This window comes from Rhizobium sp. UBA1881 (assembly GCF_002338015.1).
Classification (GTDB): domain Bacteria; phylum Pseudomonadota; class Alphaproteobacteria; order Rhizobiales; family Rhizobiaceae; genus Rhizobium.
The window spans coordinates 1-22,992 of sequence record NZ_DDHH01000141.1; the positions used below are offsets into that span (position 1 = coordinate 1).

Here is a 22,992-nt window from a genome sequence, read left to right on the forward strand (position 1 = left end):
CGATCGGCAAAGTCTTTTTTTCCGCAGGACAAAGGTGTCCTTCGGTTCTCGAACCATTCTCCAATTCGTGACCCTGATGCCTTCTTGGCTTCGGTCACAGAGTGGCGTTCGGCTCCCGGTTTCCCATTCTCCTGTAAGAGCGCAGTCCAGCGTTGCCGGGCTCGCTAGCAAAACATCAGGACAACCGGGATATCGTCGACGCGCCTTCCGTGGTGGTGCCGCGCGGCTCGTAAGCGCGCTGGTCACGCAGAATCTGGAAGGCGATCGTCAAAAGCTTGCGCGCGATGGCAACCCGCGCCTTGTTTGTTCCTCTGATCTTCAATTGTTCATACTGGGCGCGAAGCTGCGCATCGCTCGCGATGGCAGGCGCGACCGCCTCGACGAAGGCCCAGCGCAGCCACTTGTTGCCCTGCTTGATGATCTTGCCGTGATAAGTCTTGCCACCGGAGGAATAGGTCGATGGCACAAGCCCGGCGTAGGCAGCAAACTTCTTGGCATTGCGGAAGCGGCTGACGTCGTCGATCTCGGCATCGATCAGCCGGGCGAAGAACTCGCCAATGCCGGGGATCGTCTTCAACAGCTTGACATTGGCATTGGCCTTGGTCATCGCCCGGATCGTCGTTTCCGACTGCTTGATCCGCTCGTTGATGTCGCCGATGAACGCGAGGCCGCGGTCGATCTGGATACGGTCAATGTCCGAGACGTTCACTTCGGCAAGCTGGATGCGGCCGGCCTTGCCAAACAGGTCGCCGAGCTTCTTCAGCTGGGCTGTTTGCTCCGGATACCGGTCAAACACCGTGACGATCCGGTTCTTGGTCATCGTGCGCAGCCGTACGTAAAACATCCGTTCGCGCAGCGCGACGCGAAGCTCCCGAGATTTTTCGCTGGGTGCCCAAGCCTCCGGCACCAGGTCGGCCCGCAGCAGATGCGCCAGTACCGTCGCATCGATCTTGTCGGTCTTGATCTTGGCGTCGGCGATCGCCTTGACCTTCATTGGGTGGGCGAGAACGACATCATCACAAATGTCGTCGAGCCAATCATACATCACCATCCAGTTGCGCGTCGCCTCGATGACCGCATGCGAGTTCTCGCGGTAGCGTTCGAGGAACCCGCCAAGCGACTGGCGATCGTTCTTAACCCGGCCGGAGCGCAGCGTCTTGCCGCTACTGTCCTGGACCACCAGGTGGCTGTAGGATTTGTGGTAATCGACGCCGATATGGTAATCATAAGAGGCAGTCATGCTTCCAACTCCCTTGTTGAGATCTACGAAACCCCAACAGGATAAGCCGAAAGGCTGGAAGTGTGACTGTCCCTCGATCATTACCTGCATCTCACTGATCCGTTCTCTCAACGGGCGCGGCATCTTTCATGCCACCTCCTGTACCTGTGTTGGTCGTGCGGCCGCCCATCGGCCACCGGACTTTGACTGTCGATAATGATGTACTACGATTGAAGCGTCCGGATTAGTCGCCTGGCGCCGATACTGTTGTTCGGCATATTCGAACGATTGTTTGTACGAGCTGCCATGATGAAGTTGCTTGCGCTGGCGTTGCCGGTGATAACAGCCAGGCGCCAAGTCGTCCCGTTTCATGAAATCGACGATGGCGCCCTTTTCGCCACCTCGGCAATGCACGCGAAGATTGGCGAGGCCGTCCTTGATGTGCGTTGGGAAGGGCCGGCCTCAGTGGGCGCCCACGCGACCGCCATTTGAAGGGTTGACACTGGAGGCACCACATACTGCCGAGTAGAGCGCAAGTCCGTTAGCCTATCCTATGTAAAGGGGAGCTCGACCCAGCACGTATCGATCCAATGGCGAAGCCGTGACCATTTGAACCATTTACATTTCCTCAGGCCCTCTGCCGATACGTGTCGTTCTGTGTATTCGGAGGCAATATGAATATCCATCGACAGCACTTCTGCGAAGCTGTGGAGGCGGTTAGGTTTAGACGCTGGTTCGTGGTGTGTGCCTCGAGGTGCGCCTAGTCATGCCGTCCGTAATCGATGTAGGCTATCTGTGCCCGCCAAGGAGCGGTTGATGATCATTACAAATTATTGCGGGCGATGATCATGTGACTGCTGGTAGCGCCGTCTTCAAAAGGCCGAGGACCGTTTGGTCAGGTCTGACCTACAGTTGATGTTTAATGTAGTCCGGGCGTGCTTGCGATCTTCCAGATCCCATCTGAAGGGCATGCCAGGCCACCGAATTTTGTGGCACCCTCCAAGCCCTGGTTGCTGGAGACGAAACCGCGGCAGCCTTCCCGGTTGTCGTTGACAATTTTCTCGATCACTCCCGCGCTGCCGGTCGATGGATTAGCCCACGCGAGTGGGCCAGCATCTGCCGGCGCATTGCCGACAGCCTGCGCGATGACGGATTGGTCCGACACAGGCGCGGACTTTGTAGCGCTGGGAGCGACAAGCGACGTCTCAAGTGGGTCAGTATGCGTGCAGGCCACAAGCACCGCGGCGCATAGTACACCCATGGCAAAGCACAAAATCGTTTTTCTTGTCATGGAGATATCCGGTTAAGTAGCCGCCATTGGCATGCTAATGTGGCCACATGCAGGCGTAGAAGCGCTTAGCCAAGTTGCGCCTATGCGATTGCAAATACGCCATGCGATGCCATGATCCCGAGCGTTGCTGTTTCAAGCTCGGTGAGCGGCCGATATTGCGCTTGTCAGCATATGTGTGCTTTTTTTGCCATCTTGTCGCCGAACCTATAAAAGAGACTACAGATCGGAGGTAGTCATGCTTCGCGGATATGAAGACCGATATGTGGAACTGACAACCCGGCTCAGATCGGTTGAAGCATTCTGCGCCTTCCTGGCGGGCGGCGGGGCAGTGAAGGTTGCGGCCAAAGACGGGGCCGCCTTCGATGATGTGACAGCTGTCATGCTTGCTAGGCAAAGGCAAGAAGCCGAAGCAATCCGGAAGACAAGGAGGACGCTCTTTCCAGATTGCCCGGAAGATGACTTCCCTCCCTTATACAGTCGTCATTAGTCGCCCGCATTTTCAGCGGATCAACGCGATGGCAGGGCTCCCGGCGAAGCAATGTGGTCGACGCGCTCTTTGATTGCCGCCAGGCGATGGCGATCGCCGCCGGGCACCTCGACGGAGGCCCATCCGGAATAGCCGACCTCGGAAAGCGCGCGGTTGACGGCCGGCCAATCGCAGTCGCCGTCGCCGATCTCGACGTCGAAGCCCTTCCATGGACCTTCGCTGTTCATCTTGTCGAGGCTGTATTCCTTGACGTCGATTTTCAGGATTCGAGTGCCGAGCGCTTCGATCCAGTCGACAGGCCGCCCGTAGCGCAGCACATTGCCAACATCGAAATACCAGCCGACCTTCGGATGGTTGCAGGCATCGACGAAGCTCGCGGCCTCGAGCGGGCTCAACAGAAAGTCGTTCCACACGTTTTCGAGTGCGATCGAGACACCCGTCTCTTCAGCGTAAGGGGTGATCTTGGCAATTTCCTCCAGAGCGCGGCTATAGGCCGTCTTGTAGGTCGTTGGGCTATTTCGAACAACGCCTGGAACCAGAAGCACGGTATCGGCGCCGTAAAGCTTGGCATCATTCAGTGCCGTGATCATCGAATCCACGCACGCCTGACGGACCGCCGGATCAGCATCGGTGAGCGGGCTCTTCCAGTGCATGGAGTTTACAAGCCCCGGAATGGCCACGCCGGTCTTGTCGCGGGCAGCCAGCACTTCGCGTGACGGCAGGTCGCTTGGAGAATCGAGTTCGACACCGTCGAAGCCGAGATCCCGCAGCAGCTGAAACTTTTCGAGGATGGAGAGGCCATCCTCTTCGATCATCGACCATTTGAGGCTGATCTTGGACAGAGGACGCGAGGACTTCGATGTGGTTTGGGAAGGCGAGGCGACAGAATTGGTCATGCTCATGTCTCTGCTTAGAAAATGGATGCGCGGCGCGCACTATGTCATTGAAGTCGCATGTCATCAACGCCTGTTGCCGTAGCGAGACTTCTCTTGTTGGCGGCCAGCCCTCTACTGGCTAAGACCGCCGAATGCCTTGAGATAGATCGCTAGCAGCTGCGTCTGCGAGGAGATCCCAAGTTTGCGGTAGACGTTGCGACGATGCACTTTCACGGTGCCGGTGGAGATATTCAGTTTCAGGCCAACCGATTCCGACGAGTGACCCTGCAGCACCAGATCGACGATTGCTGTTTCGCGGCTGGTAAGATTGAGATCCTGCCACACGGCATCAGCGGGCTGAATATCGATCTTTTCCTCGCCGCGCTTGCGCGTGCGGCTCTTCGATTGCGCCTGGCCATCGAAGCGCTCGGCAAGGCCTGATAGGTAGTGCTGCGTCAATCGGGTCACGAGAGGTTCGGCTTTCTTCAAAAGTGCGATTTCGGCCGGTGGAAAGACGCCGGTCGCCTCTCGGCGCATTAACGACAGAACGACGGTGATACCGTCATCCTGTTCGACAAAGAAGCCGATCTCTTCGGCCAGGCCCGTCTGAACGTAATAGGTTCGGTAGTATTCGCTGGAGAAAAAGCGGTCCGGCACCAACTCGCGCATACGGAAAAACCCGCTGCGGCGGGCACGGGCGGTGTGGTAGAATGGGTCCAGCAGATAGGGACCAGCCTGGTAGAGCGTGACGAAGATGATGTGCTCCATCGGATCGAAGGTGCTGTAGAGATCGATCGGTCGCTCCTGACCGCGATAGGCGAAGACGACGACGTAGTCGAAGCGCACCAGGGCTGCCATCATCTGGCGAAATGTCTCGCCAAACTCGGCATTGCTCATGACAGGCTTGCCGACGGTCGCCTTAAAGGCCTGCAGCAGCGCCTCCACATCCGTGCTCATGGCGAAAACCTCCCGATCGGGCACAAAGATCAGCATACCCCTGTATATACCTTCCACGAAGCCGAAAGGCCTTAAATACCACTCTTGGGGTATATACCGTCAATGACGAGCGGGCTTACTCTTTTTGCAACGCCGGTGGCAAAAGGCAGCGTAGACTGCCGCCAAACCAACCGCAGGGAACAGACGTGGCATCCGCTTCGACGAACGATATCGAATTCCGTTCGGTCACCAAGAATTATGGCTCCGTGACCGCCGTAACGGACATCAACCTCAACGTGCCCAAGGGCGCGTTCCTGGCGCTGCTCGGCCCGTCTGGCTGCGGCAAGACGACATGCCTGCGCATGATCGGCGGCTTCGAGCAGCCGAGTGAAGGCACGGTGCTGATCGACGGACGTGAGATGAACGGCGTGCCGGCCTATCGGCGGCCGGTCAACATGGTGTTTCAGCAGTATGCCCTGTTTCCCCACTTCAATGTCGAGCAGAACGTCGCCTACGGGCTAAGGCAGATGCGACCAAAGCTTGATGCCGCCGAGATCAATCGCCGGGTCGGCGAGGCGCTCGAGATGGTGCGCCTGGGTGGCTTTGCAAAACGACGGATCCACGAGATGTCCGGTGGCCAGCAACAGCGCGTGGCGCTGGCGCGCGCCATCGTCAATCGCCCCTCCGTGCTGCTCCTCGACGAACCGCTGGCTGCCCTCGACAAGAAGCTGCGCTCGGCCATGCAGATCGAACTGCAGACGCTGCAGCGCGAACTCGGCATCACCTTTGTTCTGGTCACGCACGATCAGGAAGAAGCGCTTTCCATGGCCGATATCGTCTGCGTGATGAGTGCCGGCCGCATCCGCCAACTCGGCTCGCCGCAGGAAGTCTACGATCGGCCGGCTGATCTCTTCGTCGCCGATTTCGTCGGCAAGACCAACCGGGTCGATGCAACTGTCGAGACCGACGGCCGTACATTGAGGTTGGGCGACGGGTCGGCCATCCCGATTGTAAAGGGTCAGGGCTTCCTGTCGGGCTCGGCGATCGTTGCAATCCGCCCCGAGGCGATCAGGCTCACGCGCGTTCAGGCGGGCAATGGCGCAAGCTTCAAGGGCACGGTCACCCACCGCATCTTCTTGGGTTCTTCGGCAGAATATGCCGTTTCGGTCCCCGGTCTTGGCGACTTCCTGGTCACGGCGGATCGTCGTGACAGCCAAAGCGATCTCGTCGAACCCGGCGAGACGGTCTTCCTCGGCTTCGATCCGGCCGGGGCGCATGTCTTTCCAGCTTTCAATGCAGCATAACCACAACAAGGGAACAGCATCATGAGCAAAGACTACAAGGATAATCTCCCCATTTCCGCCGAAGGCTTCATGGACGAGTTCATGCGCCTGAAGCGCGGCTCCATCAGCCGCCGTCATTTCCTCGGTATTACCGGTCTTGGTCTTGCGACAGCCGTCATGTCGCGCTTCCCGGGCGCACTTTCGACACCCGCCTATGCTGCCGGTGAACTCGGCACGCAGATGTCGATCGCCACCTGGCCGAACTATCACGACCCTGCGACTTTCGAAAACTTCAAAGCTGCCACCGGCGTTGATGTCGAAGTCAATGTCTTCGGCTCCAACGAAGAAATGCTGGCCAAGCTGCAGGCAGGCGCCTCTGGCTGGTCGCTCTTCGTGCCGACCAACTACACCATCTCGACCCATCACAAGCTCGGCCTGATCGATGAGCTCGATCTCTCCAAGATCCCGAACTTCAGCCAGGCGACCGAGAACCCGCGCTTTACCAAGGAAGGGCAGATCGACGGAAAGACCTATGCCGTGCCGAAGAACTGGGGCACGACCGGGTTCTCGGTCAATACGTCAAAGGTCAAGACCAAGCTTGCCAGCTGGAAGGATTTCTTCGAGATCGCCCAGACCGAGGCCGATGGCCGCGCCATGGTGCACGACTACCAGCTGACGACAATCGGCAGTGCGCTCGTGTCGCTCGGCTACGACTTCAACTCGATCAAGGCCGACGAGCTCGCCAAGGCCGAGGAGCTCCTGATCAAGGTCAAGCCACATCTCTTTGCGATCAACAGCGACTACCAGCCCGGTATGCGCGCCGGCGACGCCTGGATGACCATGTGCTGGACCAATGACGGCGCCCAGCTTAACCGCGACATGCCGGAACTTGCCTTCGTGCTCGGCAAGGATGGCGGTGAAATCTGGACAGATTACTATGCGATCCCGAAGGATGCCCCGAACAAGGCTGCAGGTTATGCACTCCTCAACTTCCTGATGGATCCCGCCAACGCCGCCAAGGAGCACATCGCCAACGGGGCGCCGGCAACCGACAGCCGCGTCATCGCGCTTTTGCCGCAGGAGATTACCTCCAACAAAATAGTCTATCCCGAAGAGGCGTCGCTGACGCCGCTCGAGTTCGGTGCTGCCGTGACGCTCACCGACCCAAGTCGTGCCGAACTGATGGCGCGCTTCAAGTCCGCCTGATCGGTCGTGAGGAGCACGCCGCCCGAAGGGGAGGCGTGCTCTTCAGGATTTCTACCGTTCTTCGCGCAAACGCTTGTCTGGACCAAGATGACCCTGACACCGGATACTAAGAAACGCCTGGTCACTGCCGCGCTGGTCGCGCCGGCGAGCGCATGGTTGTTCGTCTTCCTGGTACTGCCGTTTATCGCGATCGTCGTCTTTTCCTTCGGCGAACGGGCGCCGGAGGGCGGTTATCAGGCAGCGTTCACTTTCGCACAGTTCGCCAATCTCGGATCGCGCGCGGCCGCCTTCAAAAACACGCTGGTACTGGCGCCGATCGGTGCTTTCGCCTGTCTGCTCGTTGCCTATCCAGTGGCCTATTATCTGGCCGTCAAGGCAAGCCCGCGGCATCGTCTTCTCCTGGTGTCACTGGTCGTGGTGCCGTTCTGGACCAGTCTTCTGGTGCGCACCTATGCCTGGATGTATATTCTGGGCGCACGCGGTATTCCGCACCTGCTTGAATTCGTCGGCATCGAAAATGTGAGGCTCTTGAACACGCCGGGCGCCGTGCTGCTCGGCATCGTCTATGGCTATCTGCCGCTGATGATCATGCCGATCTATGTGAGTTTGGAAAAGCTCGACCGACGCCTGCTGGAAGCCTCCGCCGATCTCGGCGCCAGGCCACTTTCAACCTTCTTCGGCATCACTTTGCCGTTGTCACTGCCCGGTGTCATGACCGGTGTGGCACTGGTCACGATCCTTCTACTTGGCGAATACCTGATCCCGCAGCTGCTTGGCGGCGGCAAGGTGTTCTTCATCGGCAACGCACTTGTCGATCTCTTCCTGCAGTCGCGCAACTGGCCATTTGGGTCGGCGATCGCAGTCACTCTCGTCGTTGTGGTCGTGATTGTGCTTCTTGTCGCCATGCGCATCGCATGGCGCGTTGCCGGAACCCGCCAGGTGGATCTCGTCTGATGCGCAGCCTCGTCACCGCCGTCTACCTGTTCTTGTATACGCCGATCGCTCTCGTCGTGCTGTTTTCCTTTAATGCCGGCCGCAATGCCTCTGATTTCACGGGATTTTCCACGCAGTGGTACGGTAAGGCGCTCTCCAACACCTTCCTGATGCAGGCACTTGGAAACAGCCTCATCATCGCCTTTACCAGCGCAACGCTGGCTGCGATCTTCGGAACGATGGCTGCCCTTGGCATGGAGCGCCTCGGGCCGCGGGCCCGCGCGGTGTTCGATGGACTGTTTGCCGCAGCGATCGTCGTTCCTGGTGTGGTCATCGGTATTGCAACGCTGGTGGCACTGGTCGAGGTCTTCGGTATCCTCAATCCACTTTTGGCAGCCGTCTGGCCTGGCGAACAGCCGCCCAGGCTCCAGCTCGGCTTCGGCTCGATCATCGCCGCGCACGGCCTTTTTACGATGGCGCTGGTGACGATGATCGTCAAAGCCCGGATCGCCAGCCTTGGCCGCGACATCGTCGAGGCATCGAACGATCTTTACGCCACGCCGTTCACGACGTTTCGCGAGATCGTTCTGCCGCAGATCCTGCCATCCATCTTGGCCGGGTTTTTGCTCGCCTTCACCTTCTCGTTCGACGACTTCATCATCGCCTTCTTCGTTGCCGGCTCCAACACGACGCTGCCGATCTATGTGTTTGCATCGATCCGCCGCGGTGTGACGCCCGAGATCAACGCAATCGCCACCATGGTGCTGGTCGCCTCGCTCGCGATGATCCTCATCGCACGGTTCCTGATGCGCGAAAAACAACAAAAGACCGTAGGGTAAACACCATGATTCTCGAAAATCGCGTTGCAATCGTGACTGGCGCCGGTTCAGGCATTGGCCGGGCAGGGGCGTCGATCATGGCGCGCGAAGGCGCCCATGTCGTCGTCGCGGATATCAATGTCATGAATGCCGACGAGACCGTCCGCGAGATCGTTGCCTCAGGCGGTAGTGCCGAGCCCCTGGTGCTCGATGTCACTGACGACAGGGCGCTCGAAGATGGGATTGCGGCAATCGCTGCCAGGCACGGCCGCATTGATATCCTCCACAATCATGCTGGCGCTCAAGTTGCCGGCGATCTCGAGCAGGTCGCGGTCGCTGGCTTCGACAAGTCCTGGGCCTTGAACGTGCGCGCCCATTTCATGGCGGCCAGGCTGGTCATGCCGCTGATGACGCGGGCAGGAAAAGGGGTCATCCTCAACACATCGTCGTCGTCGGGCGTGCTCTACGACCGCGAGATGATTGCCTACACCACGACGAAACACGCGGTCATCGCCATGACCCGGCAAATGGCCGGCGACTATGCGAAGTTCGGCGTGCGGGTCAATGCGCTCTGCCCCGGCTGGGTCGACACCCCGTTCAACGAGCCGTTCATCGCCCAGATGGGTGGTAGGGATGCGATCGAAAGCTATATCGCCGACAAGGTGCCGCTCGGGCGTTGGGCCGATGTCTCCGAAATCGCCGAGCCCATCCTGTTTCTCGTCTCCGACCGCTCCTCCTACATGACCGGCCAGATCCTCGTCGTCGATGGCGGTGAGACCGTCGTTTGACGATGAACTGAAAGAGGTCGCGCTCGGATTTGATCCGTTTTCTGCGGCCGCACATAAAATAAACGTCGAAATAGATCGAATTCAAACGATTCCGTGGCTTGAGCAATCAGGCTCGCTGGACTAGTCCCTTGGGCAAAGCGACAGCGGAGAGCACGACAATTTCCAACACTACCAGCCCGAAGCTGCAGGGCTACATGTTCACCTTGGCGGCAGTTTTCATCTTTGCGGTTCAGGACAGCTTCTCGAAATACCTTGGCGAACGATACTCGCCGATTCTGATCACCATGATCCGCTTCTGGGCGTTTGCAGCCTTTGTGATGCTGCTTGCCATGCGTAAGCCAGGCGGCATGCGGGGCGCTTTTGTGACGAAACATCCGCTGATCCAGGTGATGCGCGGTGTGCTTCTGGTGGCAGAGATCGCACTCTTCGTGTTCGGCCTGGCGCATACAGGGCTTGCGATCACGCAGGCGATCTTCCAGTCGACGCCGCTGATCGTGACCATCCTGTCGATCCCGTTCCTCGGGGAACATGTCGGCTGGCGGCGTTGGATAGCCGTTACCGCCGGCCTGTTCGGTGTCCTTTTGATCATTAATCCGACAGGCGGGACGTTCAGCCTTTATCTTCTGCTTCCGCTCGCGTGCGCGACCATGTTTGCGCTTTATAGCGTCGCGACGAAGGCTGTCAGCCGCAAGGATTCAAGCTTTACCAGCCTGGCCTATACCGCCGTTGGCGGCGCGGTCTCGATCTCGCTGCTGGGGCCCTTCTACTGGACGCCGATTGCCGTTTCTGATTGGCCGATGGTTGCAGCCCTTTGCGTTTGCGGTACCGTCAGCCACTATTGCCTGATCCGGGCCTACGATTCACTCCAGGCCTCCGAGGTGCAGCCGCTTGCCTATCTGCAACTGGTCGTGGGGGCTGTGATTGCAGTGATGTTCTTTGGCGAGACCTTGAGTTGGAACATGCTCATCGGCTCCGTGATCGTCGTTGGCGCTGGTCTGTTCACCATGTGGCGGGAACACCGGGCTCAGTCGAAGAACAATCCGGCCTCCGGCGCCGGTCTCACCGAGCGTCCCTGAAAATCAATCGTTGCCATCCTTTGCCGACTGTCGTTCGACTTCTCGGGGCTTTCTCTGCGCCTTCGCTATCAATCCTGGAGCGCAAGATCGCTGGCAGCGAATTCAGATTTTTCGTCGCGCCGAGGCCGGTGAGGGCAAAAATCCAGCAATGATCGTAAAGCGAAGTCGTGGAACAAGCAGCGAGACTGTCTGACGCTACCGCTGCCGCCTGTGATTTCCGTCGTCGTGAGTGGCTGCAGGGCCAAGTGTCCACCATGAGCGCCGCGGTCGGGGTCTGTGACCGCGCGCATGCAAACGTTAGCCGCTCAATTACCGGCTAGGCTGCCGAAGAAAGAGGCTAACGCACATTTGCGCAAAAACCGGGGCTTAGCTCGCCCAGAACTGGGAGAGGCGCGTTATTACGGCGATATGCGAGAGCCGATTGGTTGCCGATTATCACAGCGACCTGAAGCACAAGTCCGGTCTATGGTAAAAAAGTAGCGGGGATCCGACCATTCCACTAAAGCAGGATCCCCGCGTCGTCGCCTCATGGCTGATGAGTGCGGCGGCGGCGGATTTAGTCGATCAGATGATACCGGTCAAGCATGCGGCTCGCATTGACCAACAGGTCGAACATGCGCCCAGCTCACAACTTTGGAGTGGCCAACTGCGTCGAACCGTGTAGGGAGCAACCCTTCGCCGATCCCTCTACCGTATCCAGAAACTTCCAAGCGAACGAATTATCGTGCCTGAACGAACAGCGATGACAAGTGGCTGGTATTCAGAGAAATTTCCACTCGCGCACGCGAGGGACAGTGAGGGAGGGGGTCTGCATCAATGTGCACGACGGTGGATCGATGGATCTGCCATGGACGCGGAAGTCTCGTGCTACGGATGCTCAGTGAAGTGTGCCGTTGGGGATATCCCACTCAAACTTAGCCAGCAAAAGCGTTGCTTTCTCAATGACATCGTTCGCTGAAGCCGAGTAGTCTTCGGCTATAGCAAACTGGTTTAGATCAAGTTGGTCAGCCAATTCCTCGAGGAGCATCCAGAGTTTATCGCCGTCGTGCTGAGCGATTGACGCAGATACGTGCAGGCGATGTGCCAGCGTTTCAAGGTAGACCTCGCGCTGTTTGACAGACATTTTGGAAAACTCGATGGTTCCAGACATGGGCCGCTCCCTAGGGGTGCGCTGTCCGAAAAACTGACGAGGAGATAGGTGACAACCATCCTTCGAAGAGCAAGGGATAACATAAGTCATCGCCGGAGAAGATCAATGGTGGGTCGACGCTGATATCAGGCGGCTTTGGCGGATACCGTTCGATCGAGACGAGTTACTCGTGGTTTTTCCGAGGATCCGCGGTCCCTGGCAGTTGCTGCGATCCCATTCTCTCACGGACAGATTAGGTGATCAGACCTGTGCTATAGAAGCATCTCTACAAGACTGAATGCGCCGCCTTAAAAGCCGCGTAGGTTGTCTGCAATTTCATGATTTAATGACCGGCACGCCAGAACGCGGTTTTGGACTGGCTCGCGGGGTACGCAGGCCAGCCGGTCGCCGGCCTGCTTACCCAAGTCGAAGCAAATATCAGCTGGGAGTCAATACGGCGATGTCGCGTACCTCGCCGTCAAGCCCCTCGATCGAACCGACTTCAGTTGCAGCACCCGTCTCAAGGCTGACCGTGTAGAGCATCTTGCCCGCAGCGAGATAGGCTGTGTTTTTGCCGTCTTCCGTTGTCTGGATGTCGAAGGCATATGTAGCGGGGGTGTCCTTAATGCCGAGCTTTCCGATCGCCTTCAGCGTGCCGTCGTTGGGCTTGGTTTGCTGGATCAGAGCGCCGATCGTGGCATCGATGTTGTACATTGCCGTCTTCTCGGGCTTGCCAAACGAATTGGTGTAGGCTGCAGCGACGATGTTTGGCGTTTCTCCCTTGTGCATGTCACCATCCTCGTAGGACAGTACACCGTCGACCGTGACCGCACCCGTGTCTGGATGGACACGATGGTTGGTTGTCCCGGTCATGAAACGCAGGCGGTCGGCCATCGGGTTGAAGTCCACGACCACGGGCGCGTCGGTTAGGCTCAGGGTCTTGTCCATCTTTGCGGCCTCACTCGCAGCCCCGGTTTCAAGGTTGATCGAGACAATGCGATGGTCAGCCGTGACACCGATGACGGTCTTGGTGCCTGGACGGAAATCGATACCGATCAGCTTGTCGACGCCTGTGACCTCCATCGTTTTGGAGACCGCAGGCTTTTCCGTGTCGAAGATGACGAGCGTCTTGTCGCCCGTCAGACCGAGCACCGGGGCGGCGGCGGCGGCGCTCGCGGTCAAGGCAAATACGGAGGAGGTTATCAGTGTGGCACGAATGATGGACATGTCTTTCTCCCGTTGTTGGTCTGCGGGGCGATCAGGGTTCTGCCCGAAATGCTCCCACTATCAGGACACGGCAGCAGGCGATCTGGATGCAGGCGGGCAAAAAAAATGTTGTCGGACGCATCCATTCCGACGCGTCGTGGGTATAGGAAGTTGATCGTGTCCTTCGACACGGCCGGTATGGGGGACCTTTTGCATGCTGATGGGCGTGAGGCCGGATGACCTTGGAGGAGCGCTTGCAGCTTGCGCGAAAGGCGATCGCAACGCGTTGCGGAGTATTTACGATCAGGAGGCGGGCCGACTTGTCGCGATTGCCGAACGTATCGTGCGGCGGCGCGACCTTGCCGAAGAGGTTGTGCAGGAAGCCTTTATCCGCATCTGGACCCACGCTCATCAATATAACCAGGACTGCGGCTCTGCCCGAGGCTGGATTTACGCGATTGTTCGCAACCGGGCTCTCAATCTTCTTCGTGATGGCAGGCGCGAACTGACCGTCGAAGACGTCGGCGTGCTCCGCGATGAAGCAGACGCCAGTGAGGTGATCGCAGCCTGGCAGTCACTGGATCGTAACTCGCGACTATATGAGTGCCTCGCAACACTCGACGAAACCAAGCGGCGCGGCATTCTGATGGCCTACGTCAAAGGCTATACACATGGCGAAATCGCCGGCCGGCTGCGCATGCCACTCGGTACCGTCAAGTCCTGGATTAGGCGTGGCCTGACGGCGCTCAGGGAGTGCATGGGATGAGATATGAGCATGCAGACATACCTCGGATCGCCGACGAATACGTGCTGGGTCTGCTTGATCCAGGCGATATGGCCGAAATCGAGGAAGCGATGGACCGCGATGCAAACCTACGTGCAGCCGTGGCAATCAGCCGTGATCGTCTTCTCCCGCTCGACATGGCGCTTGAACCCGCTGTCGTCGGGCAGTCGCTCTGGCAGCGTATCGAATCCGCTTTGCCTGACCATCAAAACGCTGGCACTCCGGCCCTAACCCGGCCTGCCAATGAGAACCGCCCACTTGTATGGCGAAACACTGCTGTCGGTGCGCTCGCCGCCACCATCCTGCTTGCAATCGGATTGGCATTCAGCGTGATGCGAAACGTGGAACCAGTCGTCGTTGCGGTTCTCGTGAGCGAGACTGGTGAAATCCGGGCGATCGTCGAGGATTTTGGCAATGAAAACGCAGCCGTGCGCGTGCTCTCCGATTTTGATGTTCCAAACGACAAGACGATCCAGGTCTGGACCTTGCCGTCGCGCGAAATGGGTCCGGTATCCCTTGGGCTCTTGAAGGGAGTGCACTCGGCTCGACTTTCCGGTCCGGAACTTCCCGCTCCACAACTGGATCAGCTCTATGAACTGACCCTCGAACAGGCAGGGGGCTCGCCAACCGGGAGGCCAACAGGACCAATTCTTGCCAAGGGCCTGGCGAAGCTGCCCCGCTAGCGATCGACTGAGGCGCCTGTCTGGTTGACTTTTTGGCACAAGCCACGTCGTGCTCCTCACTTGGTCGGTCTTAATAGAGCGGCGAGGTCAGGGCACCCCAGCGAGACCAGCGGGGTCTGTGGCTCTCGCCGGCGAACACGGAGTAAGCGGTGTTTTCTTCGCACGCTGACCAACCGCGGTCGACCGGCCCAAAGCTACCGCTGGAAGTTGATGGCAACAAAGCGCGATTTGGGGTCATCACTGTGGCGGGCGAGTACCTTTGTCCCGCCCGCGCGGCCGTTTGACCAATCACCAGGCTTTCAGGCCCAGCAACGTCCCGCCAAGCTCCGGAAGCTCGGCGATGGAGTTGTTCTGTGTCTCCCACTCGCGCGGATAGAAAGGAAAAGCATCGCGTTGCCGGTGCCAAGATCACGCCACAGGCGGATGCGCTCCCGACGCTCGGCGTCGTTGTCGAGATAGGGTTTGCGCGGCGCGTATCCCAGGAATGAGAATGGCAACGCTGCAAAAACGGTGTTCATATTTGCCCCTATCCTTGCGCGCCACGCGCACCCCCCTATTTGTTGATGGGCGTCGTCTTCAAGCCGCTTTTGCTTTCAGCGGAATGATTGCTTCCAATTCAGCACCCACGCTTTCCTCGGCAGTCGATAGGTCGAACGCAGTTTGCATGTTGATCCAGAACTCCGGGGTAGTGTTGAACAGCTTGGCCAAGCGCAAAGCCGTATCGGTGGTAATCGGGTTTTTTTTAGCAACAATCCGCTCGATGCGGGCGCGCTGGACGTTCAGAAGCTTGGCCAGCGTGTAGGCTTTTAGGCCGTTGGGTTCCATGAACTCTTCGCGGAGTATTTCGCCGGGATGAATCGGCGGATGGAAGCGAGTTGCCATTGTAGTTTTCCCCTTGCAGCAAGTTCGTCAGTGGTAATCGACAATCTCCACATCCTCTGGCCCGACGTCGGTCCGACGGGCATATTCGCCACTGGTCGTTGATCCGGATTGCATGTTGGCCTGCGCGGTCTTTTTTCAGCTTTTCCAACTTGTTGCCCGGAGGAGCTAGCAAATTAGTGCAGAAGCGTTACCGAGCATGAACATCTTTGCCTTGCCACTTGGCAAGATCGGTTGGAACTCCTTCGGTGTTTTGTTGTCTACGAGAGCCGGGGCCCAATCGTCGGGATGGCTGATAATTGTCATTGCTCATTACGTTGCATGGCATGCAACGTAACACAAGAAAAACGTAGCATGCCAAGTTACGTTCCATGGTTTGCGTATTGCGGGGCTATTCCAGCGCCGATGGCCTGCAGGTCGTGCCAATGATGTGGTGTCAGAGCGCGCGCCCACATTCGACTTGAGAGCGAGGTCCGAACCTACCGCCGACGCGCTCATCCTGCAGCGTCCTCGAAGGGCGAAAAGATGTCGGGCAAATGAATCCCGAGCCCTGCCAGCCGATCTGCCCAGAGTTACCGCGGGCGGGGTGTAAAACAATTTCGGGAGAGCGAACTGTGTTGGAACAAGTCGCGACAACCGAGGTTCCTAACTGCAACTTGAGAAAAACTTTAATGAAAGTAGGAGTATACCATGCGCATGAAACTCGCAGCCGCCTCGATCCTCGCGCTAGGCTTGATGACCTCGACCTCTTACGCGCAGTCCAACCCTACACCCAACAACATGGCAGGTGACAAGACGGCCGGTGAGGACGCGGGTGGGGGCGCGAATGGTGACATCCAGACCCGAACGGGCACGAATGAGCCTGTCGTGGTTGACCCGAGTGCCACAAATAGCACGATGGGCAACACGAACACGACTGGAACCGTCGACCGCAGCAAGTGCACTGACCGCGCGGCACCCGGTGCTGTCGACACACAGGGTGGCAACAGCGGCGCTTCCGTGAGTGACGCTTGCCCTGACAACAAGTAGTCTAAACGCGGCGGGGCGTTGAATGGTGCCCTGCCACGTACTCGATCCACGACAATGAAGTGCGGCGTGATCGAGAGCTCCGCGATCGATGCGCGCAAATAGGGCTCGTTGAATTAATGGATGCGCGGACCTCATTGAGGAGCCTGTCAAAGATTTATCAAAGAAATACGGCGCGACGTCTGGTGCGGTAGTGGAAGCGCGTCGTCGAATGCTCGTTGATAGCATCGAAGGCGCTCAGGAAGCGCCGTTTCTTCGCCGTGGGATATCTATCCGACAGTCGCAGTCACTGACTTAGACGGTGGCGACCTTCATGAAACTTCGGCGACTAGAACTTTGAGACGAGGGGACAATTATGTACGATATCGTACCAAGCTCGGGCTAGGGCTCGGGAGCACACCTCTGTTTGCACAAGCAAACTCCGCATGCCCAATGACCGATAGTCGTGCTCGTTGTCGAGCCACGTATTCTTCTGTCGATCACAGCGGAGTTGGAGGACGAGGGCTTCGTCGCGTTTTAAGCTGGCACCGCTGACGAGGCGGATCGCGGTCCTTAAATTGCATGCCGGAATCAATCCTGTCTTCACGGGCGTTGACATGCCGGGAAGTATGGACGGGCTGAAACTTGCAGCATTTGTTCGCGATCGCTGGCCGCCGATCAAAATCATCGTAACGTCCGGCTACCGACAGCCTGAAGTCGAGCAGCTCCTCAAAGGTTCGCCCTTCCTGAAAAAGCCCTAAATCTCTTCCGAAGTCGTGACAATAATCCGTGAGCTATTGGCGGATTGATATGGCTTTGGCGATCGGCGAAACGATCACGCCAAGGGCGCTGTTCAGGCGCAGTTAAGCGTCGTCGATGTGACCCGCGTTTTCAGTGAACTCGCGTTCTTTCGCGTTGCGCACGTCACCGGACATCTTCTCCGTCTGGTATGGTCCCAACGATCCGGTGGCACCGTCGTTGTTCCATTCTACCCAATGGCCCTTGTCATCGGATCGAACGACTACGGATAGTGATTGCTTTTCTTGTGACATTGATAGGTCCCCTGCTATCCGCGACCATAACTGGAATTCGGGCCATGGGACAAGGTCCAAGATCGTACAGTCGGATGGTGTCCCAACCTCTTGGGCGTTCCCGGTTCATCGCTGTGGATCAAGACCGGGCCAACTCAGCAATCTTCGCCTCATCACGAGCGAGCCGTGCCTCCCGAAGCCGTTGGGTCTTAGCCTGCCGAGCCTGTTCTTCGGTCTGAAGTTCCTCGACGGCTCGGCCGTGAGCGAAGAAGCGAGATTGGACCCGGTCGAACGCGATTTCAGCGTTCTGCCTGGATTTGCTCTGGGTCATGAAACCTCCATGGATTTCGAGGCTAAAAAATCGAAAAGGCCGGACAGCATTGCCCGGCCCTTCAAACGCGCTGTCCCATTGCCAGTACATCCGTGGTCAATGAGACCGCATTCAATTATGCTGCCTGCAGGTTGCAGGCGGACATTTTGCCGGACTTCGCGTCGCGCTCGAGGTCGTAGCCAATCTTCTGGCCTTCAACGATTTCGCGCATTCCTGCACGCTCGACCGCAGAGATATGAACGAATGCGTCAGCGCCGCCGTTATCTGGCTGAATGAAGCCGAAGCCCTTGGTGGAATTGAACCATTTTACTGTGCCTGTGGTCATGATGAACCCTTTCAAAGCATAGAGTGAGGGACCGCGGAAGCGATGCTTCGCGGACAGTGATACGACTATTTTTGAAAGAGAAGGTTCGAATAGAGCGCGGTGCCAATCGCGCGGTAGACAAAGCTCGGCAAGCAAAAGATCGATAAACTGAAAATAGAGGCTTTCCACCGAAAGTCAACCGGTAGTTTTCTCGGGCTCTCCGCCCGAGGTTGCCGGTTTCAAACGAAACACGATAGGTAGCATGCTTTGGATTGATCCCACTGAAGCCTCTGGCAAGCCGTCGTCTTCGCACCGGAGTATCTATGCAGACGCTCGATGGCCGCCGCGTAAAGGCATCGCAAGATTTTTTCTTCTTCGTTCTTGAATCCCGAAAGCGCCAAAACCAAATCGTTGCCGCCAGCCGCTGAAGACAAGGGCTGGACTACTTGGGAGCATCGACTTTGGCGCTTCCGTACCCATGTTGCTTCAAGGAGGAAATGGCTATGGTAACATCTTACGACTATGCACCACTCTTCCGTTCGAGTGTCGGTTTCGACCGCGTATTCGGCCTTCTGGAAAACGCTCAGCGCGCCCGCTCTGTCAGCGACTGGCCGCCCTATGACATCGCCAAGACCGGCGATGACAGTTATCGCATCTCGATAGCGGTGGCTGGCTTCGAACAGGCCGATCTCGACGTCACCTTTCAGTCCAATCTTCTGACCGTCACCGGCAAGAAGCAGGAGACCGACAACGACGGCTATCTGCATCGTGGCATCGCCGGCCGGCCGTTCGAACATCGTTTCGAGCTCGCCGACCATGTTCGGGTCACCGGAGCGGGTCTGAAGAACGGACTGCTGTCGATCGATCTGGTTCGAGAGATCCCCGAGGCCCTGAAACCACGGAAGATCGAAATCCAGACCAACCCGGCTCGGGCGCAGCCGTGCGCCCCGGTACAGATCGAGGGGCAGAAGAACGTCGCATAGTCCTCGGCTGTTATGGTGGAGGGCGCAGTGGCGACGGCGCCCCCTGACATTCGGAATTGGAAAGGAGAGCGTCATGAAAACGGATATGTTCAAAGAGCCAGTTTCCATCCTGATCGGCCTGGGTTTCCCGGCTGAAATCCGTAGCGTGCTTGATGCCTATCGGCACCTGTGCGAGTGGCCCGCTGCGTCGAGGGACATCGCCCATTCTATTGCGTTAAAGGCATGTGGTGCGGCGTTGCGCGGCGAAATCGAAGCGGAAACCGTACGCGGGCTGTTCGCCGCCTTCGCCGAAAAACACGATCTGCTTGCGTCGGATGCCGAGATATTGCTCGCATCTCACCGCCGCCGGGATAGGGATCCTCATATTCGTTGATGACGATGCGCGAGATGGTGCTACAGCGGCCAGCAGGCAAACGTCGTCGCCGCTTGCCGATGTTCGCACTGAGGACAGCGCCTATTCAAGCAGATCGGCAACTGAATCGATCACCGTCTTTGGTCGGAAAGGGTAGCGCTCGATTTCGGCACGGTCGGCAATGCCGCTAAGCACCAATACCGTGTGCAGGCCTGCTTCAATTCCCGCCACAATATCGGTGTCCATGCGGTCGCCAATCATCCCCGTGCCTTCCGAATGTACCCCAAGTTTGTTCAGCGCGGAGCGGAACATCATTGGGTTTGGCTTGCCAACGACATAAGGCTCGCGGTTAGTCGCGCGCATGATCAGTGCGGCGACGGCACCTGTTGCAGGCAGCGGGCCTTCTGCGCTTGGGCCGGTCGCGTCTGGATTGGTCGCGATGAAGCGGGCGCCTTTTCCAATCAGCCTGATGGCTCTGGTAATGGCATCGAACGAATAGGAGCGGGTCTCTCCGAGCACGACATAATCGGGGTCGGCATCCGTCATGATAAAGCCAGCCTCGTGTATCGCTGTGGTGAGGCCCGCCTCGCCAATCACAAAGGCCTTGCCAGCTGGGGTCTGATCCTTAAGGAAGGCAGCCGTCGCCAACGCCGAGGTCCAAATTCGGTCCTCGGGGACGTCGAGACCGCTGTTGCGCAGCCGAGCGCTAAGATCGCGAGGCGTGTAAATGGAGTTATTGGTCAGGACCAGAAAAGGCGTCTTGCGGGCTTGCCATTGCTGGATAAGTTCGACAGCGCCTGGCAGCGCCTTATTCTCATGGACCAAAACCCCGTCCATATCGGTCAGCCAAGATTTTATATCGTTCGTGCTCAATTCGATCCCTCGCGGATTTGGTCTGTGCGGTGCGGGCCCCTCGGAAACGGTGGCGACGAAGATCACTAAAGGGGTAGTCAAGTCTGCCGATATTGACCTTCCTGGGCCATTTTCAAGTCTAATAGGTGGGGTATCGCCACGGCGAAGGAAGGTCGATTTCGCTCGCGGTCCCTCAGCGAAAGAGCGGAGCAATGGCGAATCATAGGAGTGCGATTGGCCGGTCTCGGAATATGATCTGTGATCTACTTCAACGTGAAATCGATGCCGATGTCGCGATCCATGACCCATTGTGGAGGTCTCGTGGAAGATGCAACATCGTAAGGCAGATCTCACGCTGGGAACCTTTGCCGCATCGACGACTTATCCGATCAAAGGAGAAGCTGATGTCCCGACACGACAATTCCATAAGTAAGGATCGCAGCCGCGACCCGACAACGATGCAGCAATGGCGTAACGATGCTGAAATGGCGCTAGCAGCGGCCCGAGACTATCCTCGCGCGACTACGGGTCTTGTCATCAGCGTTGCCGTCATAGCATTCCTGAGTGGCTGGATGGTAAGGGATTCGCAGCCTCGGTAAGAGTATCAAAGTTTCCATTATGTTCATTTGACGCTCCGCGTGGCGCCGTTCTGGACTGCATTACAGCGGCGGGACGGGAGGAGACCTTGATCGTCGAAACGATTGCTGTAAACAGCTCGTCGAATAACGCGATGGGGACGTGCAAACCCTTTTAAAACGGGCTTTTGAAGGGGCTGCGCAGAGTCAAGACTGCCCGCGCGCAAAGATTGAGGTGCGGCCCGATGCGCTGCGTCGCATCGGCGTCGATAGCTTCAAGCCTCAGCTTTTATGCTTGGGACCGCTTATGCGATAGGGACCCGCGCGCTTGCTCATTACGACAGATTTCCAGGTCAACGTAATTTCGCCGCGCGCTAACAAGACATCCACTGCTTCATGCACCACCGGCATGAATTTACGCCATTCGCGTGGGATGTTGTGACCCGTCGCTAGGACGCGCGCCACCTCGCTCGGACACGTGGTGCAGGGATGCCGGCCTGCAACCCACTTCAAAATCGTCGATTCAGCATTTTCGATCATCGTACGACTTTGTTCTCCTCTCACCTTCGTCTGTGGATGCGCTTGACCACGAGGACGGCCCCTTAGTTTTTTCTCAGCATAAGCCGAAATGAACCCCCCTGATCTTGGTTGTTTCTTCACAAGTGGAGCTAGCGGAAACTCCATCGTCATTTTAAGGCTTTCCGGCCCATTGCCGATCCGCGGAGCTCATGAAGTGTTGCACCCACTACCTCGAGGTCCTAGCCGAGCTGCCTTGCCACCCAAGCGGCCTGGAGGAGTTCCGGCCCAAGACTGACGGATAGCTTGCGCTGGCGGGCTCGAACAGGACGGCATTTTCAACATCTAATTTATCGCCAGAGGAAGACAGTCGCGCCGGTCAACCACTCTCCAGCATCGTGTCGCTTACTTCACGTCCAGTGTGTGGGGTTCTGATAAGCTTTTGAAGGTCGAAGCCCTGTCGACGAGCCTCAGCTAGATATTCGTCGAGCGAGGCTTCGGAGATAGAGCTCTCTCTCGCGAGGACCCATAGAAACTTATGGTCCGGAGTTCCTACCAGAGCGATCTGATAGTCAAGGTCGATCTTAAGCACCCAATAATCGCCATCAGTGAATGGGATCCAGCGAAGAGCAGCGGGTAGAAAGCTAACCTTCAACTTGGCCTTGGTTCCGTCGACAGGATCTGCTTCGCCAACCGCGTTGGTCGGCTTGTCATGTTCGTCGAAGCACCTATTGTCGACACGAACTTTTCCATTGGGATTGATGGAATAATTCGCAGTGACGTCGGAAGCATGTTCGTCCTCGTATTTGATCGGAAGCCGAGCAATTTCATACCAGCGTCCGAGATAGCGTTTCAGGTCGAGGCTCGAAATTGCTTTGACGTCGCTCATTATTTCCTCCTTCGGTGAACACTCGCAACGGACGCCACGTGATTCAGTTCCCAAAAACCGACGCGACTGCAGAAGCCGCGACCGAACATTAGCGAATGTGCCATGCGTGCGGGCGAGTGTAGTGTCGAAATGACGGCCCATGAGCTTTTTGACTCCTGTCGCCGAGTTGTTCGACACTTTCGTCAGAGATATGCCGACGTGCTCCAGACGGCATTCCAAACGATGCCGGATGGCGTTGACGGGCCTATCGTCTTCGGGGTACGTCACGAGAGCTGAGCGTCGGCCGAGGCACTGGATCTGCTCAAGATATTGCGATCGGCTGGGTTTTGGCCGATCCTGCGCTGCGTAGCCGGTAGAAAATTTGGACAGACGCCCGAAATATATGCGGCTGCATGGCAAGCCAAAAGAATTTTACTGGAAATACACCGACCACGAGATCGCCGCGGTCCAACCCTCTTGGCGCCCGATAGCTGGTGCGTCTTCGAAAATGGTGCTTCGGGCGCTGCGATCGGAAATGCGCTGATGATGCTTGAGCTGCACTGAGCTTGTGACTTTTTGTCC

The 22,992-nt window shown here is 57.6% G+C and carries 25 protein-coding genes and 1 pseudogene; 12 read left to right on the plus strand and 14 right to left on the minus strand.

The window, feature by feature from the left end; genetic code table 11:
* Positions 1 to 175: 175 nt before the first annotated feature.
* Positions 176 to 1,240: an IS110 family transposase gene (locus B3605_RS17250; protein WP_296435217.1), complete on the minus strand. Its 1,065-nt coding sequence runs from the start codon at positions 1,238 to 1,240 to the stop codon at positions 176 to 178.
* Between the two features lie 285 nt (positions 1,241 to 1,525).
* On the opposite strand from B3605_RS17250, the gene B3605_RS17255 reads away from it, so the two are divergent.
* Positions 1,526 to 1,711 carry a hypothetical protein gene (locus B3605_RS17255; protein ID WP_112944713.1) on the plus strand — a complete coding sequence of 62 codons (186 nt, stop codon included), beginning with the start codon at positions 1,526 to 1,528 and terminating at the stop codon, positions 1,709 to 1,711.
* 427 nt (positions 1,712 to 2,138) lie between these two features.
* Here the strand turns inward: B3605_RS17255 and B3605_RS17260 are convergent, their stop codons facing one another.
* The 3 genes from B3605_RS17260 to B3605_RS17270 form a co-directional block, all read right to left on the minus strand.
* On the minus strand, positions 2,139 to 2,510 hold the full coding sequence (locus B3605_RS17260; RefSeq protein WP_112944714.1) for an RT0821/Lpp0805 family surface protein: 372 nt from the start codon (positions 2,508 to 2,510) through the stop codon (positions 2,139 to 2,141).
* 507 nt (positions 2,511 to 3,017) lie between these two features.
* Positions 3,018 to 3,893 carry a sugar phosphate isomerase/epimerase family protein gene (locus tag B3605_RS17265; RefSeq protein WP_296435220.1) on the minus strand — a complete coding sequence of 292 codons (876 nt, stop codon included), beginning with the start codon at positions 3,891 to 3,893 and terminating at the stop codon, positions 3,018 to 3,020.
* A 111-nt stretch (positions 3,894 to 4,004) separates the two neighbouring features.
* On the minus strand, positions 4,005 to 4,829 hold the full coding sequence (locus B3605_RS17270) for a response regulator transcription factor (protein ID WP_112944740.1): 825 nt from the start codon (positions 4,827 to 4,829) through the stop codon (positions 4,005 to 4,007).
* A 185-nt stretch (positions 4,830 to 5,014) separates the two neighbouring features.
* Between B3605_RS17270 and B3605_RS17275 the strand changes: the two genes are divergently transcribed.
* The 6 genes from B3605_RS17275 (at position 5,015) to B3605_RS17300 (ending at position 10,912) form a co-directional block, all read left to right on the plus strand.
* A complete protein-coding gene (locus tag B3605_RS17275) occupies positions 5,015 to 6,112 on the plus strand; it encodes an ABC transporter ATP-binding protein (RefSeq protein ID WP_112944716.1) in 1,098 nt (365 codons plus the stop codon).
* A gap of 21 nt (positions 6,113 to 6,133) precedes the next feature.
* The gene (locus B3605_RS17280; protein ID WP_112944717.1) at positions 6,134 to 7,297 is read left to right on the plus strand and encodes an ABC transporter substrate-binding protein; all 1,164 of its coding nucleotides are present in this window, start codon (positions 6,134 to 6,136) and stop codon (positions 7,295 to 7,297) included.
* 87 nt (positions 7,298 to 7,384) lie between these two features.
* Positions 7,385 to 8,251, plus strand: a complete 867-nt coding sequence (locus tag B3605_RS17285) for an ABC transporter permease (RefSeq protein WP_112944718.1) — start codon at positions 7,385 to 7,387, stop codon at positions 8,249 to 8,251.
* Positions 8,251 to 9,069, plus strand: a complete 819-nt coding sequence (locus B3605_RS17290) for an ABC transporter permease (protein ID WP_112944719.1) — start codon at positions 8,251 to 8,253, stop codon at positions 9,067 to 9,069. The genes B3605_RS17285 and B3605_RS17290 overlap by 1 nt, the downstream gene beginning before the upstream one ends.
* Before the next feature lie 5 nt (positions 9,070 to 9,074).
* Positions 9,075 to 9,836 (plus strand): SDR family NAD(P)-dependent oxidoreductase, encoded by a 762-nt coding sequence (locus B3605_RS17295; RefSeq protein ID WP_112944720.1) that lies wholly within the window; start codon positions 9,075 to 9,077, stop codon positions 9,834 to 9,836.
* Between the two features lie 194 nt (positions 9,837 to 10,030).
* On the plus strand, positions 10,031 to 10,912 hold the full coding sequence (locus tag B3605_RS17300) for a DMT family transporter (RefSeq protein WP_112944741.1): 882 nt from the start codon (positions 10,031 to 10,033) through the stop codon (positions 10,910 to 10,912).
* Between the two features lie 877 nt (positions 10,913 to 11,789).
* Here the strand turns inward: B3605_RS17300 and B3605_RS17305 are convergent.
* Together B3605_RS17305 and B3605_RS17310 are read right to left on the minus strand one after the other, a co-directional pair.
* The gene (locus B3605_RS17305; RefSeq protein ID WP_296435230.1) at positions 11,790 to 12,062 is read right to left on the minus strand and encodes a hypothetical protein; all 273 of its coding nucleotides are present in this window, start codon (positions 12,060 to 12,062) and stop codon (positions 11,790 to 11,792) included.
* A gap of 417 nt (positions 12,063 to 12,479) precedes the next feature.
* Positions 12,480 to 13,268, minus strand: a complete 789-nt coding sequence (locus B3605_RS17310) for a DUF4394 domain-containing protein (protein ID WP_183796340.1) — start codon at positions 13,266 to 13,268, stop codon at positions 12,480 to 12,482.
* A 199-nt stretch (positions 13,269 to 13,467) separates the two neighbouring features.
* On the opposite strand from B3605_RS17310, the gene B3605_RS17315 reads away from it, so the two are divergent.
* Both B3605_RS17315 and B3605_RS17320 read left to right on the plus strand, forming a co-directional pair.
* Entirely contained in the window at positions 13,468 to 14,013 is a 546-nt protein-coding gene (locus B3605_RS17315; protein ID WP_183796368.1) for a sigma-70 family RNA polymerase sigma factor, read from the plus strand.
* The gene (locus B3605_RS17320) at positions 14,010 to 14,714 is read left to right on the plus strand and encodes an anti-sigma factor (protein WP_296435232.1); all 705 of its coding nucleotides are present in this window, start codon (positions 14,010 to 14,012) and stop codon (positions 14,712 to 14,714) included. Before B3605_RS17315 ends, B3605_RS17320 begins: the two co-directional genes overlap by 4 nt.
* A 576-nt stretch (positions 14,715 to 15,290) precedes the next feature.
* Here B3605_RS17320 and B3605_RS17325 read toward each other — a convergent pair.
* Positions 15,291 to 15,596 carry a HigA family addiction module antitoxin gene (locus tag B3605_RS17325; RefSeq protein WP_296435234.1) on the minus strand — a complete coding sequence of 102 codons (306 nt, stop codon included), beginning with the start codon at positions 15,594 to 15,596 and terminating at the stop codon, positions 15,291 to 15,293.
* 27 nt (positions 15,597 to 15,623) lie between these two features.
* Positions 15,624 to 15,771, minus strand: a pseudogene (locus B3605_RS25830) (type II toxin-antitoxin system RelE/ParE family toxin); the annotation flags it as partial.
* 512 nt (positions 15,772 to 16,283) lie between these two features.
* On the opposite strand from B3605_RS25830, the gene B3605_RS17335 reads away from it, so the two are divergent.
* Positions 16,284 to 16,622 (plus strand): hypothetical protein, encoded by a 339-nt coding sequence (locus tag B3605_RS17335; RefSeq protein ID WP_112944725.1) that lies wholly within the window; start codon positions 16,284 to 16,286, stop codon positions 16,620 to 16,622.
* Between the two features lie 839 nt (positions 16,623 to 17,461).
* On the opposite strand, the gene B3605_RS17340 is transcribed toward B3605_RS17335, so the two are convergent.
* The 3 genes from B3605_RS17340 to B3605_RS17350 all read right to left on the minus strand — a co-directional run bounded on the left by B3605_RS17340 (position 17,462) and on the right by B3605_RS17350 (position 18,285).
* Positions 17,462 to 17,650 carry a hypothetical protein gene (locus B3605_RS17340; RefSeq protein ID WP_112944726.1) on the minus strand — a complete coding sequence of 63 codons (189 nt, stop codon included), beginning with the start codon at positions 17,648 to 17,650 and terminating at the stop codon, positions 17,462 to 17,464.
* Between the two features lie 118 nt (positions 17,651 to 17,768).
* Positions 17,769 to 17,960 carry a hypothetical protein gene (locus tag B3605_RS17345; RefSeq protein ID WP_183796344.1) on the minus strand — a complete coding sequence of 64 codons (192 nt, stop codon included), beginning with the start codon at positions 17,958 to 17,960 and terminating at the stop codon, positions 17,769 to 17,771.
* Between the two features lie 115 nt (positions 17,961 to 18,075).
* Complete coding sequence (locus tag B3605_RS17350; RefSeq protein WP_047514662.1) at positions 18,076 to 18,285, minus strand: cold-shock protein; 210 nt, start codon at positions 18,283 to 18,285, stop codon at positions 18,076 to 18,078.
* Between the two features lie 482 nt (positions 18,286 to 18,767).
* On the opposite strand from B3605_RS17350, the gene B3605_RS17355 reads away from it, so the two are divergent.
* A complete protein-coding gene (locus tag B3605_RS17355) occupies positions 18,768 to 19,247 on the plus strand; it encodes an Hsp20 family protein (RefSeq protein ID WP_296435239.1) in 480 nt (159 codons plus the stop codon).
* A 73-nt stretch (positions 19,248 to 19,320) separates the two neighbouring features.
* Positions 19,321 to 19,620: a DUF982 domain-containing protein gene (locus B3605_RS17360; protein ID WP_112944729.1), complete on the plus strand. Its 300-nt coding sequence runs from the start codon at positions 19,321 to 19,323 to the stop codon at positions 19,618 to 19,620.
* An 81-nt stretch (positions 19,621 to 19,701) separates the two neighbouring features.
* On the opposite strand, the gene B3605_RS17365 is transcribed toward B3605_RS17360, so the two are convergent.
* The 3 genes from B3605_RS17365 to B3605_RS17370 all read right to left on the minus strand — a co-directional run bounded on the left by B3605_RS17365 (position 19,702) and on the right by B3605_RS17370 (position 22,431).
* On the minus strand, positions 19,702 to 20,436 hold the full coding sequence (locus B3605_RS17365; protein WP_112944743.1) for an HAD-IIA family hydrolase: 735 nt from the start codon (positions 20,434 to 20,436) through the stop codon (positions 19,702 to 19,704).
* An 872-nt stretch (positions 20,437 to 21,308) separates the two neighbouring features.
* A complete protein-coding gene (locus B3605_RS25835) occupies positions 21,309 to 21,716 on the minus strand; it encodes a DUF3253 domain-containing protein (RefSeq protein ID WP_414706979.1) in 408 nt (135 codons plus the stop codon).
* Positions 21,717 to 21,921: 205 nt separating this feature from the next.
* Positions 21,922 to 22,431, minus strand: a complete 510-nt coding sequence (locus tag B3605_RS17370; protein ID WP_112944732.1) for a lipocalin family protein — start codon at positions 22,429 to 22,431, stop codon at positions 21,922 to 21,924.
* Positions 22,432 to 22,992 lie beyond the last annotated feature (561 nt).